Source organism: Rhizobium sp. CG5 (genome assembly GCF_023701945.1).
In the GTDB taxonomy this organism is placed as follows: domain Bacteria; phylum Pseudomonadota; class Alphaproteobacteria; order Rhizobiales; family Rhizobiaceae; genus Allorhizobium.
The window spans coordinates 76,150-91,135 of the sequence record NZ_JABAEF010000020.1 but is presented as its reverse complement, the minus strand read 5'-3'; the positions used below and the strand labels follow the sequence as shown (position 1 = coordinate 91,135).

Sequence of the window (14,986 nt, the reverse complement as noted above, 5' to 3'; positions counted from 1 at the left end):
CGGTCGCTGACCACGCACACAACAGCGGTTGCTCCCCAGGCGAGCCGCCGCCTGCTTTACACAGGGTCCGCCTAAAGGCAGGCGGCGGCCGTCCCCGGGAGGAGGATGCTGGCTCTACTGCACCAGCCGGCAGACAACGGCTTGCTCAGCCGTTATTCCGGTGTCCATAGAGACCCTGCCACGGCCGATCGCTTGCGGCTGAAGCTGATTTATCGGTAAAGCCCCAGCCCTCATGAGCGAACACCTCGCGGACGAGAACCTGCCAGCTGTCGGGGTCGGTCGCCGTCAAAAGCGCTCCAGTACGTTTGGTCGCGTCGTAGGCCGATCCATCGAGGCAGGCGACGTAAGCGCCAGCTTCCGTGGCGATCAGGGTTCCAGCGAGATGATCCCAAGGCGTCAATCGGTCGAGCATCACGAAATGACCGTGGCCGCTGGCGAAGGCGCGATACATATGGGCCGCGCAGCGATGACTGGAGAACATCCGTGGTTTCGCCAGCTTTGCAATGATGTCAGGCTTGATCGCAGCGGGCAAAAAATCCGTGGAGACATAACCTGTCATCTCCGCCAAGGGCGCCGGCTCGGAGATCTGGAGCCGTCTTTCGGTTCCATCGGCGCGGATCAGGAAAGCGCCGCCGCCCTGTTCCGCCATGACCCAGTCATCGCTCATCGGATCGTAGATCACGCCAGCGATGGCTTTACCCTGCCGGACGATGGCCGCCATGACGCCGAAGAGCGGCATGCCCGCCACGAAATTTGCCGTTCCGTCCAGAGGATCGACCACGACCGCCAGTTCGGCCCGGTCAAGTCGGTCCAGTAGACCGGGGTCCTTCGATGCACTTTCCTCGCCGACGAACAGCGCGTTCGGCATCATTCTTCCAATCTCTTGGGCGAGAAAGCGCTCGGCAGCTTCGTCAGCCGCTGTCACCAGATCCGTCGCGTCCGATTTCGCCCGGACGTCGAGGTCCCTCACCTGCTGGAACCGCGGCAGTATCTCGCGCCAGGCAGCCTGACGAAGCTTGTCACCAAGTTCACGAAGATCGAATTCCATGACGTCTCTCTTTCTGCGACGATGTACGGGCCTCAAACGGATGCCCTGGTCCTCGTGGTCGCTGGCTGCCGCGCCGCGACGTAGGAGCGTAACTTTTCCATTTCGTCTGTCTGCACGGCGGAAAACCCGGCACTGAGCAACCGTCCCCAGATCGCATCGGGATCTTTGACCGCAGCCGTATCCGTGAAACCCGGAGAGGCGACACCATCGAGCGTGTTGACCCACAAGGTAATGCCGGCGTTGTGGAAACGCTGCCTGATCGCCTCGACCTGCGCGACGTCCTTGAACGAGATTTCGCAGATTAGCGGCTTCAACCGGAAGACGAGGTCTACTTGTGCATCGGCATCGTCGTGCTCCAAGTGCGTGCGTGCTATGAAAGGGACGCCCTTCGACGTGATATTGCTCTCGATCCAGGCTAGATCGTCCTGGGTCTTTAGATCCGCCCAGAAGTCGACTTGTTTGTCGACACCCATTTTCTTGGCATAGGCCAGGACCTCCGGAATGACGTGCCGGTGTTTGATGTCCAGATGAATGAGGATCTTGTCACGGGTCAGCTCGAAGACATCGCGCAAGCTGGGAAGCTTCTCGCCAGTCAAGGCGTTGTCCGGCCCACCGTCGCGGTTGCGGAGCGCAATGGACGTCAGCTCTTCAAGGGTCAATTGTTCCGGCTCGCTGCTAACTCCAGCCACGCGCTCCAGTGTGTCGTCGTGCAGGAGAACGAACTCACCGTCCGCGGTGCGGCGAACATCAATTTCAACGACGTCGTATCCTGCGTCGATTGCCCGTTGGATCGAAAGAAGGCTGTTCTCCGGTGCATCCTGCCAGACGCCGCGATGCGCGACGATCGCGCACTGGCGTTTCGGGTCGGTCATGTAGTCGAAATAGTTCATTTCTGGTCTTTCGTTGTAGCGGTGAACGCCCCTGCGATTGCCTTGCCGGTCGCCGCATCGAACAGATGCAGCTTTTGCGGAGGACATGTCAGGAGCAGCGCCTTGCTGTCTGGTGCCTGCGAGCCAAAGGGCGTGGTGATGCGGACCGTCATGCCGGAGAGGTCGGCGGCCAGAATGGAGTGCGAACCGAGATCCTCGCTGTAGCGAACATCGGCTTTCAGTGCCGGACCTGCGTCGGCAGGACCGATGATGAGGTCTTCGGGCCGAACGCCGAGCTGGAACTTGCCTTTCAGATGACACTCTGCAACAGCTTGGCCGTCGGATAGTCGCAAGTTCGAACCGTCGCCGGTCACGGGCAATATGTTCATCGGCGGCGAGCCGATGAATTTGGCGACAAACACGGAGGCCGGGCTGTGATAGATTGCCTTGGGCGTATCGTATTGCTCGACCTCACCCTTGTTGAGGATCAGAATGCGGTCGGCGAGTGTCATCGCCTCGACTTGATCATGGGTGACGAACACCGTCGTCGCGCCGATCCTTTTGTGCAAATCCGCCAGTTCGATGCGCGTGTCGTGGCGCAATTGCGCGTCGAGGTTCGATAACGGCTCGTCGAAGAGTAGAACAGCGGGCTCGCGAACGATCGCACGGCCGATCGCCACCCGCTGGCGCTGTCCACCGGATAGTTGGCCAGGTTTGCGGCCAAGATAGTCAGTCAGGCCCAGCATCTTGGCGACGACGTCGACGCGGGCACGCCGTTCAGGCTTGGTCAGGCCGGCGATCTTCAGACTATAGGCGATGTTGTCGAAGACCGTCATGTGCGGATAAAGCGCATAGTTTTGAAAGACCATGGCACATCCACGTTCCCTCGGCTCCAGATCCTGTACCTCCCGGTCGCCAATGACGATCTTGCCGCCGCTGACCCTTTCGAGACCGGCGATCATCTGCATCAGCGTAGACTTGCCACAGCCGGAGGGACCCAGAACGACCGTAAACTCTCCTTCCCTGAACTCGACGTCGAGCTTCGGGATAATGGTGACAGAGCCATAGGATTTGCTCACTCCGTCAAGCCTGATATTGGCTGCGGCGATATGGATCGTGGGATCGATGGCGTTCATTGTCATTTCTCCGAGAGGACGAGGCCCTGGACGAGATACCGCTGCAAAAGAGCAATCATCGTTAGAGGCACAATGGATACGAGGATGGCGCCTGCCATGATGAGGGGGTAGTCGGGCACGTGCGCTTCATCTGGCACAAGCCTCGCCAGACCGACGACTGCCGTCTGCATCTCCGCCGTCGAGGAGGCGACCAACGGCCACAAATACCCGGTCCAGCCGCTGAGGAAGCTGAGCACGAAGAGCGAGGCAAATGTGGTCCGCGATAGGGGCAGCAGGATGTCGAGCAGGAACCGGATCGGTCCAGCGCCATCCATGCGAGCCGCCTTGAACAGGTCCTTCGGCAGGGTCATGAAGAACTGCCGGAACAGGAAGGTGCCCATCCCGTGTGCTAGTAGCGGCACGACAAGGCCGACATGGGTATTGAGGATACTCCACTCCGCATGAAACGGTGCGCCAAACACGCTTGTGATCACGTCGTTCAATCCGGTCACATCAAGGACGGCATTCAACGGCGAGAAGACATTGGATGCGACCTGGTAGGTCGTAACGAACCGCATATCGAGCGGCAGGATCACGGTCGCGAGGATCAGCGCGAAGACGACACTCGCCCAGCGGACACGGAAATAAACGATCGCATATGCTGACATGAAGGACAGGATGCAGTTCGCTACCGCATTGCCCGTGGCGACGATCAGGCTGTTGATCATCTGCAACGGGATCGATGTTTCCGTAAATATCCGCTTCATGTTGACGAGAAGCTCACCGCCGAATGACCAGACGAGGCCATTTTGAAGCATGAACTCGTATGAATGCGTTGCTGTCGTCAACGTTAGATAAAGCGGTACGACGATGTAGGCGATGCCGACTATCAGGATCAGGCTCGCGACGATGTTGATGGAACGTGCGTTCTCGACCATGGCTTTACCGTTCGTAGTTGATGCGACGGCCGAGCAGCGCGAACTGCAGAGCGGCGACGAGAATGAAAAAGACCATGAGGATCGCTGTCTGGGTGGACGCGCCTGAAAGGTCATAAGAGGCAAAGCCGTCCTGGTAGATCTTGTAGACCAGCAGCGTTGTCGCGCCGCCGGGTCCCCCCTTGGTCATCGTGTCGATGAGCGCGAAGGCAGAGGTCACGCTTTCCGTAAATTCCAGCACAAGCGTCAGGAAAAGCTGCGGCATAATCAACGGCAACTGCACATCAAAGATGCGGCGCCAAGGGCCTGCACCATCCATGGCCGCTGCCTGTATGATCGTATGCGGAACGGCGCGTAAGCCTGCGAGAAGGATTACGAAGTTGAATGGGATGTTGCTCCAGACATGCGCGGTGATGAGTGTGATAAAGGCGTCAAGCCCGTCGAAACCTGGCTGCCATATGCCAGGAAACAACTCATTCAGTGGTGCGAGTAGACCGAGGAATGGGTTGAAGATGAAAGAGAAGACCAGCCCGATGGAAACACCAGCGATTCCTTTCGGCCAGATCAGGATGTTTCTCGCCGGAAGCGAGATCCGGATCGCGCGGTCGGCGGCAATCGCGAGGATCAGTGGGACGAGGACCGCAAGCGATGAAGCCGTCGCCATGAATATCAACGTGCGCCAACTGGCTTTCCAGAATTCTGGATCCGACAATACGCGGGCAAAATTGTCCCAGCCGACGAATTCCGAACCGCCACCAAACGGACGTTCCAGAAAGAACGACCAATAGAAAGCCTGGAAAACCGGCGCGTAGAAAAACAGGACGACCAGCACCAGAAGTGGCGCAACAAACAGTATCGGCAGCCAGCGATGCCGGAACATGGTGGATTCAAGATACATGACAAACCCCGATGTGTGGGAGGGCGCGGAGTTATTCAAACCCCGCGCCATGAATTGCGATCAGGGTAGTTGTACGCCCTTGTAAGTCTGCTGGAAGCGGCGCAGCAGTTCGTCGCCGCGCTTCTTGGAATTGTCGAGCGCCACTTGCATGGTCTGCTGACCGGAAAACGCTTTCTGGGTTTCTTCCGTCCAGATCTGCCGGAACTGGATGTAGGAGCCGAGACGGATGCCACGCGTGTCGGCCGTTGCAGGCTTGCTCATTGACTCGATCCCGACAGCTGCGGTGGCGTATTTCGGGGAGGTTGCCTCCGGGCTCTTGGCAATGACGTCGAGGACGTCGTTGGTGACTGGCACATAGCCAGTTGCGGCAACGAACGACATCTGCTGAGCAGGCTGGCGCAGGAAATTGAGGAAAGCCTTGGCACCCTCGACTTGGGCCTTATCATGACCCTTCATGATGTAGAGAGACGCGCCACCGACAAGCGTATTGTGGCGTTCCTGGCCCTGATACATCGGCGCCATGCCGACAGTGATGTCGTATTTTCCTTCAAACGCCTTCGTGAAGGTCGAATAGGAACCGGACGACGCCTCAATCATTGCGCATTCGCCCGAGCTGAACGCGGCAACAAGATTGCCGCCCTTCGTGTCTGGGTTCAAGCGAACAAGGCCTTCTTTGCGCCAGTCTACGAGGTTCGTGAGATGCTTGGCGACCAAGCCCTCATTGAAGACAAACTCGCCGTCGAGACCATCATAGCCGTTGTGCTTGCTGGCGATCGGCAACCCGTGGCGGGCGGCGAACTGTTCGAAGACGATCCATGGCTCGGCATTGGTCACGAATGGGCACGTGCTACCGGCAGCCTTCAGCTTGCGCGCGGCATCCATCACCTCTTCCCAGGTTTCCGGGGTCTTGGTGACGCCAGCTTTCTCCAGCTCGGTCTTGTTTGTATAGAACAGCAGCGTCGAGGCGTTATAGGGCTGGGCGAAGAGCTTGCCCTTCGTCGTCTCGTAGTAGGCGCGGGCGCCAGCGATGTAGCTGTCCCACTTGACGTCGGGCAGGACGTCCTGAACGGGCTCGACGGCACCCGACAGCATCATGTCGAGCGTGCCGGCATCCAGCACCTGAAGCAGAACCGGAGCGTTCTTGGCACGGTAGGCGGCGATTGCCTTCTGCATCAGGACTTCGTAGCTGCCCTGTCCGACGCAGTTGACCTTGTGTTCGCTTTGCGCAGCGTTGAAAGCGTCGCACTGGGCCCGGATGGCCACTTCGACGGGCCCGATGTTGCCGTACCAGAAATCGATGTTGGCAGCGTTCGCGCACGCAGCGCTGCTGAGAAGCCCGGCTACCGCTGCTAGGGTGGATAGTTTCATGATGCCCTCCTGTTGGAACGTCACCGAGCCCTCCTCGGCAAATCGTGGCGACGTCTTAGTTACTCAGCTAGGGTAACAATAATATGACAAAATGCAACAGCTTGATGCACGAAAAAATGCAAGCTATGGGTCGGCGCATTAAACCATCCAGTCCTGGTACTCAGCGTTGGTAGATTGGAGGAGGAAAATTGATGGGATATTCGCCGGAGACATTGATCTCTCCCCGGTTCTTTCGGCCGACCGACGACGCAGTTGCGACGCCCAATGAACGAACCCTTCTCCGGGTCATCTGGCGCAACCCGGGGGTTTCGCGCACGGAATTGACCGGCCTTACAGACCTGGCACAGCAAACGATCCATCGACTGCTCGACCAGTTGGCCGAGCGCGGCATTATCAATCTGGGTTCGCCCAAAGCGGGCCTGGGCAAGGGACAGCCGAGCCCGATGCTGACGCTCGAAAGCCGATATGCCTGGTCTTGTGGCATGTCCGTCAATACCGACGTCATCGACGTCTGCCTCATGGATTTCGGCGGAAAAGTCCTTGCCGAAACGAACGTGCAATTGCGCGAGCGCACCGTGGCCCAGGCGCTGGAGCGGGTTCGCGACTGGGTCCGGGAGCGGCAAGTAGCTCTCTCTCTTTCAGACGAGCAATTCTTCGGCGTCGGGCTGGGGATTGCAGGTTTCCACGTCAGCGGCACAAGCTTCAATGCATCTCTGCCCCTGCACGAATGGTCGCTGATTGAGCTTGGGCCGCTGTTGACGAGCTACTTTGAAAGGCCGGTTTGGGCGCTGAACGGCGGAAAGACCGGTACGGTGGCGGAATCCATGTTTGGGGTCGGACGGTATATCAAGGACTTTGCCTATCTGAGCTTCAACTACGGTTTCGGTGGCGGCCTGATCTGGAACGGTGAGCTGTTGCATGGCGGCAATGGCAATGCCGGCGAATTCTCGCAGATGTACGATGACGAGGAAGTTCACCGTCGCCCTGCCCTTCAGCTCGTCATGGAGAAACTCAGGGCGCGCGGTGTGGACGTGCCGTCAATCACGTACCTGCGCAAACACTTCGACCCGAAATGGCCGGGCGTGCTGGAGTGGCTGGACGAGGTAACGCCCGCCTACAACCGCCTCGTGAATGCAATTTGGGCTGTTTATGACCCACAGGCAATTGTCTTTGGCGGTCAAATCCCGCCCGCATTGGCAGAAATGATGATTGAGCGGACGCACCTGTATGGAAAGCCGCGCTATGGCGTATGGAGAGCGAGCCCGAAGTTGATCGTATCGGAGATTGCTCCAGATGCCGCAGCCATGGGCGCCGCGGCAACGCCATTCAAGCTGACGTTCTTTTGAACGGATCGAGGCATTCCCAGCCGGTTAGCAATAACGGTAGATGAGAGGGCAATCCTAGGCAGGTAGAGAGTGAACAATTGGCTGGCTGAACGTTGGTTTCGTGTAATTGCTAAGTTTCGCGATAAAGCTGCCGACGCTGATTTTGCAGAAGAATTGCTGTCGCAAAAGTCGCTCGCGAAAGTCAAAATTATGCGACTGATTTTTGCGACAATTTGGGGTGACAGGAATCGACGCCATCCCGGTTATCTCGCTCACCAGCTGTTCCAGTAGTCCAGTGCAGCGTTGAGATATTTCTCGAAGTCATCGGTATTCCAGCACTCCACGTAGCCCTTCCGGGCGAGCCAATGAATGCCATTGGCGCAGGTGAGCTGTGAGTGGTTGCTGTGGGCGATCCAGTGGAACGACTGGGCGACCGTCGTCTGATAGGAGGTAAAGTTGAAATGCCCGTTGGGGACATTGCTCATCATTCCTTCAATGAAATACGACGGAGCTAGTCCGGCTTCGATCACCCCGTCCGCAATCATCCTGTTGCGCATGTTCTTGAGGATGCGAATGGTGGGCTTCAGCATCCCATTCGTGTTCTGATGCTTGGAGGTCAAGTTCGCGGAATGCTGCTTGGGGTAGTTCACGACCTGCGTGCCGTTTGGCAGATAGAACGTGATCCCCTCAATGTACGATTGGTCCGACCCAGAGCTAGAGCTGTAGTAGGTCCGGTGTTGCAGGCAGGGTAGCACGTCAGCATCGCGACGATTGCCGGTGCCGTCGATGCGAATAGCCTTCTTGCCAGCGTGGACGCTCGACGCTCCATAATTTGCGATTAGCCAGGACGCCACCTCCTCCTTGAACTGGGAATAGCCATACGGCTCATGAAGGAAGGTGCCGTGGAAGTTCGACTTAGCTGTCTCAGTCAGCTGTTCGATGTCGAACTGGAAGGTAGAGTTTAGGCGAAGGACTACGTCGACGTCGCTGTCAGCATAGATGTTGGTGTCATTTCCGTACGAACCCTGAAGAAATGAATCGAAGCTTCGTTGGTAGTATGGCGAGTTTGGGCTTTCGAGGACGCCCTTCACGGAAGCGTACGTATTCTTGGACTGGGTCACCGACCCTTGAGCGGACCAGGTGTCGAGCTGGCTTTCCGGAATGGGCACGACGAAACTCCTAAAGCAGGTACTCTTTGAGCTGTTGTTCCCGCGATGCAAACGACTCCATGCCGCGTAAGCGCAGTATGTTGAGCTTCGTCATGTCGTGCTCGAAGAGGTCCGTTGCCATATCTGGCTTCTCGAACGTGTCGCTGATCCGAATCGTCTCAATGTGCTTGAAAAGGATCGTGCGGAGCTGGTCCATCGACTCCGTGTTGATGCCCAGCGTTTTCTGAAGAAGCTGCACGCTCAGGACCTTATTGAACCACCAGTCCTTGCTAAACACGCTCAGCTTCGGTTCTGGATAGTTGCCTACGCCGATATTCACCGCGCGAATCTTCTCGGCGGGTATCTGCATCGCGACCAGCGCATCTGCGATGGCGTAGAGCGTGGGGTTGTTGGCGCAGTACCCACCGTCGATAAGTTCAATGTCGACGCCGGCTGAGGTAGTCACGACCTTCTTCTCGAAGAACGGGTATGCGGAACACGAAGCCTGGACGGCGTCACCAATGGTGACTCCAAATCCTGGCACCCACGTTCCTTGCCGGCCATGGGCTTGTTCGATGTTGCCCTTGAAGATCATCGGCTTCTCGATCGCCCACTTGGTTGTGACGACGCCGACGTTGGTCTTCACATCATCGAACTTCTTCTCACTAAAGACCTTCTTTGAGAGCTCGCGTAGGGCGGCGGACTTCTCATGGGGCTTCTTCTTTGCCACCACCGAGACCACGTGCTCTTTGTAAAGGGCATGAATCTCGTCCACGCTGTGCCCAAGAGCCAGCAATGCCGCAATGATCGAGCCTGTGGACGTGCCGAAGATCAGATTGAATCGTTCGTGTAGACGGCAGCCAAGCATCCCCTCGATCTCGTGCAGCACCCCTAGGGTGTAGAAGCCCTTGGCTCCCCCACCATCCAGGCTCAAAATGCGAAAATGGTCCTCGGCCATATAACCCCCTCAGCTGCGTCTTTCGTTATTGTCGCAGACTAACGGCAATACTTCTAGGAGCGGAGTACTTATCCACATATCCACTCGGTTGGGGCGCCTTTCCGTCGAAGTACTGCAGCCGCGACAATGACCGCTTTACCAACTTCCGCGCACAAAAGCGGTCAGGCAGGAGACCACCAGGAAAAGCGGTTGAGTGTTGTCGCAAAACTTAGGAACTCTGCGACGCATCTTGCGTTAGGAGCAGCCGGCGGAACGGGTCCGTTCCATCACATCGTTAATGAAGCCGCTCTTGCACCTTCTGTCATTGGGTGCCTTCGACCACCGGTTGCACACAGATGTTGATCAAACCCGGTACTCTAAGCGAGAGACAGCGCCCGCTTGACCTCGTCCAGCGGAATCGTTCCGGGCCGCAGTTTTTCTCGTACCATGCGGGCAGCGAGTTCGCAGAACCAGGTATTGGCAGGTGTGGGGACACCATGCAGCCGCCCCAGTAGAACGACTTCACCGTTGAGATAATCGGTCTCGATAGATCCCGTGGAGCGGGCAAGGCTTTGCATGGAGGAACTCCCAGTTCGGCTGAAACCTGCGATTGATGCCATTTTCATCAGCCTTCCACGGTTCGGATCGGTTTCACCGACGCCCTGCCATTGAATGCCCGAAGCGGCGAAAACCACCTCTGCCTCTTCGCGGAGAAGGTCGACGATCGGTGCGATATCGCCCTGGTCGGCGCATGCGGCCTCGACGATGTTGTGAAGGTTTAGGAGCAACTTTCCATATTTGTTCTTCATCACGTCCGGAACCACAAAGGCTGGCAGGCCTGACGCCGTGAGCGCCTGCGCGACGGCTTCATCGACACTGTCGAAACCTTGCGGATACCGGCCAAGATAGAAATAGCCGGAGTGAGGTGATCCGAAGGCGAGGATCTCGCCGGGCGTAACATAGTCCGCCGGCAGTATGACGCTCACGCCATGTACATTGGCAAAACGCCGCAAAGCGGTCCGTTCGTTCTCGACACCGTTCTGGAAGCAGAAGATCGACTGGTCCTGAAGGCCAGCCGCCGCGAGTTGCTCGATCACTGCATCCATGTGTTGGGTCTTCGTGCAGACCAGCACCACATCGTCAGGAAGAAGCGCTATCGCGCTCGGCGATTCCACGCATTCGAAGTGACAGGTCTCGGTTCCCCTGGGAGTCCGCAATGTCAGCCCCTTCGCTTTCATCGCCTTTAGCTGCTCGCCGCGCGCGATCCCGATGACCTTCTGACTGGCCGAAGTCAGCGAGACCGCAATCGTGCCGCCGATGGCACCCACACCATGAATTATGAAACGCATTTTCAAACACCTTATGCAAGCGATCCGGACAGGCCCGGTTCCATCTTGAAATTTTAAAAGACTTGGGCCGAAGACAACGAACGTCCAGGTAATATTTGCGATTCCGGCCGCATTAAAGATCGACGGCGCTTCGCCAGACCAACCCTTCGATTGTTTCGCTAGCGGAGATTATTCACGCCCAACCCAGCGTTCATAGCCGAGTTCTCCGATCCGCCATAGCACATAACCCCACACGATATTGTTCCCGGACCCGATGACGCCAAGTCGATAGCCTGGCGGCGCGGGCCTTACCGCATCTTGGCCGCTGGTTCTGCATCGCCTTTCGCTACGCATTCCCCTCTCCAGAAGACACGCCCAGCCGGCCACCTCCATCCGCATAAGCATCAAACGCCGCGCCGATCATTTCCCGGATCAGACTCCAATCGGTTTTGATTTGGCTCTTCTTTCATATGTGACGTAGCGGCCTGGGAGACCTACGACGCCTTTGCAGGAAGTACATGGTACTTGGGCGATCGCGTTTGTCGCAAATCCCCCGATTTCTTTTTCAATTGTGCGCCTGACATTTGCAACGCGGACAATGTGTGCGCCATCAAGCGACGCCCGTTTTCGCGGAGCCGTGCCGTTCCTCCTAGTTGGGGCCTATGCGGCGGCGCCATATACTCCCTTCCACCTCGACCGGGCTCGCGTAGATCGGAGTGGGGAAACTCGGATCATGCAGCTTAAGGTACGGCCACGCGTGGTTTTTTGTTCCTTGCCACATGATTTGCTTAAACAGACGAGAACTTAAACGTCAGACCATACGAGCGGCCCTCGCTTGGTTGCAGCAGCGCGCCGTTGGCGGGACGCAGATCCGTTCTCGGCTCCACTCCCAACGCAAAAACACCTGACTGATATGCCCGCCATATGGCTAGCTTAGGTAGGGCCGCTTGACCGTAGGACATCGCAATTTCGATCCCGCACCTCAGGTTCCGAAGCAGAACAGGAACCTGATGTGGTGTGAGCCGGTTGTCCACTACATCGACTTTCTCACCATATTCGTCACCTGGCCTCGGCGGAGATGAGTTGATTTCGGAAGAGATTTCATCGGGCAAACCGCCGATCGTGAGCGTGTCGTCAAGGAATGGATAGCCGAAATTCGTGTGGTACATGACCGCGTGGTCAGTCGGCCTGAACCCGCGGTTTGTGACCGTGTCCTGGATCGCCAGCTCCGAACCGAAAATCGCCAAGGTGATTTTCCGCTGCAGTTCCAGCGTCTCCCCGAAAACACTTGCTTGCCTGACTATCCCCTCACAGGAAATTTCGAGGGTTTCGATATCTACGCCATAGCTGACGAGGCGCCCCTTCTCGGTTGCAATCCGGCCATGGAGAGGCATTTTCCTCGTCTTCAGGTGGGGATGGTTATAGTGGCTGACATCGAGTTCGGATGGCTTGCTGTAATGGTCCAGCCCGCATGTAACCAGGAAACCGTCGAAGTTGCGCAGGAAGCCCCACCCGTCCTCAGATCCCGGATCATGCGTCGGAAATGCCATCTGGGTTGGTGAGTGCCAGCCGATGTTCGTCCCTTTGAAAGACAGGCTGGAAATGTCGAACCCGCGATCGACGGCGACTTCAAACGCAACGCCGGCTGCGTTTCGGGCGACCAAGATACGCTGACCGCGCCCCGGGCCATCTTCCAAGGTGACAAGGCGTATGTCCGCGAGCGAACGCAGGTCAGCGCTGCGCTTCAATAGCTCCATGTCCATTTCATGCTCCTTGTAAAATTGTCGCTGTGAAAGGTGATCATCTCGATGGTTCAGGTATTCGGCGCAAACGACGCTCGTCTGAATCGAGTAGGTCGAGTTTGGTGATGAGCCCGCTCAGTTCTGGCTCCTCCACAGCCAAAGCTGCGATGCTCGGCCTGAACCATGCCAGTCTGCGCTGATCGCGCTCCGGGAAGTCGTTTTCCATCTGCGCCACATCGAGCAAATGAACCTGGACAACGGCGGGCACGAGGTCACCATCATCGAGCTTCTTCATATACGTGTAGTGGCCCCATACCTTTTTACGAACGCGCCCGCGCACGCCTGCCTCTTCCCATGCTTCCTGACGCGCAACCTCGTGGGGCTTCTTCTTCCGCATTGGCCAGCCCTTCGGAATGACCCAGCGCCCGCTATCCCTGCTCGTGATCAGAAGAACTTCGATCGATCCGTCGCTGCTATTTTGGCGATGGCAAATCGCCGCGTACTGCGTCCTGACGTTGCCATGAAAGAGCGTGTCGGTAACGCGCGCGAGCTGAGACAGCGATGTTCGCCTTGAAAGCTCACCGGCCATGGCGTGATCAACCCTTTAACGCTGTGGCTTCGGGGTGCCGCGACCGTGCGCGGCACCCGGTTCCAGTCATTTGCGAACAATCACGCGGCAGCTGCCAGGTTTTGCAGGAGCGGTTGAAGCCGGCTGACGAATTCCTCCCCGCCACATGCAAACCGCAGCTTCTGCGAGAGGTCGGTGTTGTCCCAGTCGATGGTGTGCGAGACGCCAAGATTGGCGAGGATCGGCAGAGCCGCCATCACATCCCATGTCGAGTCGCCAAGAGAGAGGTAACCGTCGGTCTCACCCAGTGCGACAGAGATAAAAGATAGCGTTGCCGACCCGCAGAACCGGAAGCTGATGCGCAGCTCATCGGAAATAAACCGCATCAGTTCGAGGCGATCTTCGGTTGCCACTGTCGGGTGGATACCAAAGCTCATGGCCGCCTGCGACATGTCGAGTGGACGCAGCGGTAACAACGCCTTCCCGTTAAGCTGTGTGGGAACCGAGATGCCCCCCACCAGCATCTGGTCGCGAGCAGGCGCGTAGATCACCCCGAAAGTTGGGCGGCGGTTTTCAAACAGACCGATCGAGATCGCCCAGTTGTCGCCGCCTCGAACGAAATTGAAGGTTCCGTCGATTGGGTCAATGACCCAGATCCGACCAGATGTCCCAGCGAGCTCACCGCGCTCCTCTCCGTAGATACCGTCGTTCGGAAAGGCCTGTTTGAGACGCGCGATCAACAAGTCCTCGACCTGCCTGTCGGCCTCCGTCACAAGATCAAGGTGCCCCTTCTTTTCGACGGGCAGGCTTGCCAGCGATCGAAAATGCTCAAGGGCAAGCTTGCCGGCCTCCCGAGCGATTCCTTCGATGATTATCTCGACCGAGGCTGGCGTATTCAAATCATGCATTGGCCATGTCCTTGAGCCGGACGACCTGGGAGACATCGTTGCTGATCAGCTGGTCGAGCTGACCATCGCGGATCCATTCAACGACGTCAGCCTCGATATCGACGCCGTAGGTCTTGAGGCTCTTCAGTTTGCTTGGGGGTGGCACGTGCAGGAAGGTCGCGATACCGCCGTTGTGCAACTGGCGTGCCTCGCCGCTTGGAAAATGATGGATTTCGAGGTTAATAGCGTCGACGTTTGCCTCCAGGGCAATCGCGGCCGGATCGATCAAACGGGAATGGGAAAGACCGACCGTTGGAACGTCCGGGATCGCCTTCTTCAACGCGCGCAGTTGGACGAAGTCGAACGACGAAAACTGCAACAGATCGGCGCATCCCAGTTCTTCGATCAGCGCCTTCAGCCTCGGAAAGAAGACATCGTCCTGACCGTAGGTCTTCAATTCGAGCTGGTAAATGATGCCATGCTCACGAGCAAACTGCAGAGCGTCGGCTAGACGAGGCACCCGTTCCTCGGCGAATTCCTCACCAAACCAGCTACCGGCACTCAAGGTCTCGACTTCGGCATAGGCCATGTTGCGGACGAGGCCTTGGCCATCGGTCGTGCGATCGACGGTCTCATCGTGGATCAGGACGAGCTCGCCGTCGCTGGTGATGCGCAGATCGGTTTCACACGTCACGCCCGGTCCGGCATATTCGCGGGCCTTACGGAATGCGGCGTACGTGTTTTCCGGCGCACCTTCACTGTGGCCGCGGTGGCCGGCGACACGCAACGTCTTCGGTGTCATTCTCAGCGGGTTCATT

At 57.6% G+C, this 14,986-nt stretch carries 15 protein-coding genes; 2 read left to right on the top strand and 13 right to left on the bottom strand.

Annotated elements, in window-relative coordinates; genetic code table 11:
• Positions 1-145 precede the first annotated feature (145 nt).
• The 6 genes from HGO38_RS25440 to HGO38_RS25415 are packed head-to-tail and all read right to left on the bottom strand — an operon-like array spanning position 146 to position 6,233.
• The gene (locus HGO38_RS25440) at positions 146-1,048 is read right to left on the bottom strand and encodes an inositol monophosphatase family protein (protein WP_250958616.1); all 903 of its coding nucleotides are present in this window, start codon (positions 1,046-1,048) and stop codon (positions 146-148) included.
• Positions 1,049-1,080: 32 nt separating this feature from the next.
• Positions 1,081-1,938 carry a glycerophosphodiester phosphodiesterase family protein gene (locus HGO38_RS25435; protein ID WP_250958615.1) on the bottom strand — a complete coding sequence of 286 codons (858 nt, stop codon included), beginning with the start codon at positions 1,936-1,938 and terminating at the stop codon, positions 1,081-1,083.
• Positions 1,935-3,053, bottom strand: coding sequence for an ABC transporter ATP-binding protein (locus tag HGO38_RS25430; protein ID WP_250958614.1), 1,119 nt, complete (start codon positions 3,051-3,053; stop codon positions 1,935-1,937). The genes HGO38_RS25435 and HGO38_RS25430 overlap by 4 nt, the downstream gene beginning before the upstream one ends.
• 2 nt (positions 3,054-3,055) lie before the next feature.
• Positions 3,056-3,970 (bottom strand): carbohydrate ABC transporter permease, encoded by a 915-nt coding sequence (locus HGO38_RS25425; protein ID WP_250958613.1) that lies wholly within the window; start codon positions 3,968-3,970, stop codon positions 3,056-3,058.
• A 4-nt stretch (positions 3,971-3,974) separates the two neighbouring features.
• Positions 3,975-4,865, bottom strand: a complete 891-nt coding sequence (locus HGO38_RS25420; protein ID WP_250958612.1) for a carbohydrate ABC transporter permease — start codon at positions 4,863-4,865, stop codon at positions 3,975-3,977.
• A 60-nt stretch (positions 4,866-4,925) separates the two neighbouring features.
• Complete coding sequence (locus HGO38_RS25415; RefSeq protein WP_250958638.1) at positions 4,926-6,233, bottom strand: extracellular solute-binding protein; 1,308 nt, start codon at positions 6,231-6,233, stop codon at positions 4,926-4,928.
• Between the two features lie 191 nt (positions 6,234-6,424).
• Here HGO38_RS25415 and HGO38_RS25410 point away from each other — a divergent pair, with 191 nt between their 5' ends.
• Positions 6,425-7,579 carry an ROK family transcriptional regulator gene (locus HGO38_RS25410; RefSeq protein ID WP_250958611.1) on the top strand — a complete coding sequence of 385 codons (1,155 nt, stop codon included), beginning with the start codon at positions 6,425-6,427 and terminating at the stop codon, positions 7,577-7,579.
• A gap of 69 nt (positions 7,580-7,648) precedes the next feature.
• The gene (locus HGO38_RS25405; protein ID WP_250958610.1) at positions 7,649-7,849 is read left to right on the top strand and encodes a hypothetical protein; all 201 of its coding nucleotides are present in this window, start codon (positions 7,649-7,651) and stop codon (positions 7,847-7,849) included.
• Here HGO38_RS25405 and HGO38_RS25400 read toward each other — a convergent pair.
• From HGO38_RS25400 to HGO38_RS25370, 7 genes are all read right to left on the bottom strand, one after another.
• Entirely contained in the window at positions 7,831-8,727 is an 897-nt protein-coding gene (locus HGO38_RS25400; RefSeq protein ID WP_250958609.1) for an anti-phage nucleotidyltransferase, read from the bottom strand. The two genes, HGO38_RS25405 and HGO38_RS25400, sit on opposite strands and share 19 nt — an antisense overlap.
• A gap of 10 nt (positions 8,728-8,737) precedes the next feature.
• Entirely contained in the window at positions 8,738-9,664 is a 927-nt protein-coding gene (locus tag HGO38_RS25395; RefSeq protein WP_250958608.1) for an anti-phage phospholipase, read from the bottom strand.
• A 356-nt stretch (positions 9,665-10,020) separates the two neighbouring features.
• Positions 10,021-10,992 (bottom strand): ketopantoate reductase family protein, encoded by a 972-nt coding sequence (locus HGO38_RS25390; RefSeq protein ID WP_250958607.1) that lies wholly within the window; start codon positions 10,990-10,992, stop codon positions 10,021-10,023.
• Between the two features lie 767 nt (positions 10,993-11,759).
• The gene (locus tag HGO38_RS25385) at positions 11,760-12,734 is read right to left on the bottom strand and encodes a DUF4432 family protein (protein ID WP_250958606.1); all 975 of its coding nucleotides are present in this window, start codon (positions 12,732-12,734) and stop codon (positions 11,760-11,762) included.
• A gap of 37 nt (positions 12,735-12,771) precedes the next feature.
• Positions 12,772-13,302, bottom strand: coding sequence for an NUDIX hydrolase (locus HGO38_RS25380; RefSeq protein ID WP_250958605.1), 531 nt, complete (start codon positions 13,300-13,302; stop codon positions 12,772-12,774).
• An 80-nt stretch (positions 13,303-13,382) separates the two neighbouring features.
• Positions 13,383-14,189, bottom strand: coding sequence for an inositol monophosphatase family protein (locus HGO38_RS25375; protein WP_250958604.1), 807 nt, complete (start codon positions 14,187-14,189; stop codon positions 13,383-13,385).
• On the bottom strand, positions 14,182-14,985 hold the full coding sequence (locus HGO38_RS25370; RefSeq protein WP_250958603.1) for a glycerophosphodiester phosphodiesterase: 804 nt from the start codon (positions 14,983-14,985) through the stop codon (positions 14,182-14,184). Before HGO38_RS25370 ends, HGO38_RS25375 begins: the two co-directional genes overlap by 8 nt.
• Position 14,986 lies beyond the last annotated feature (1 nt).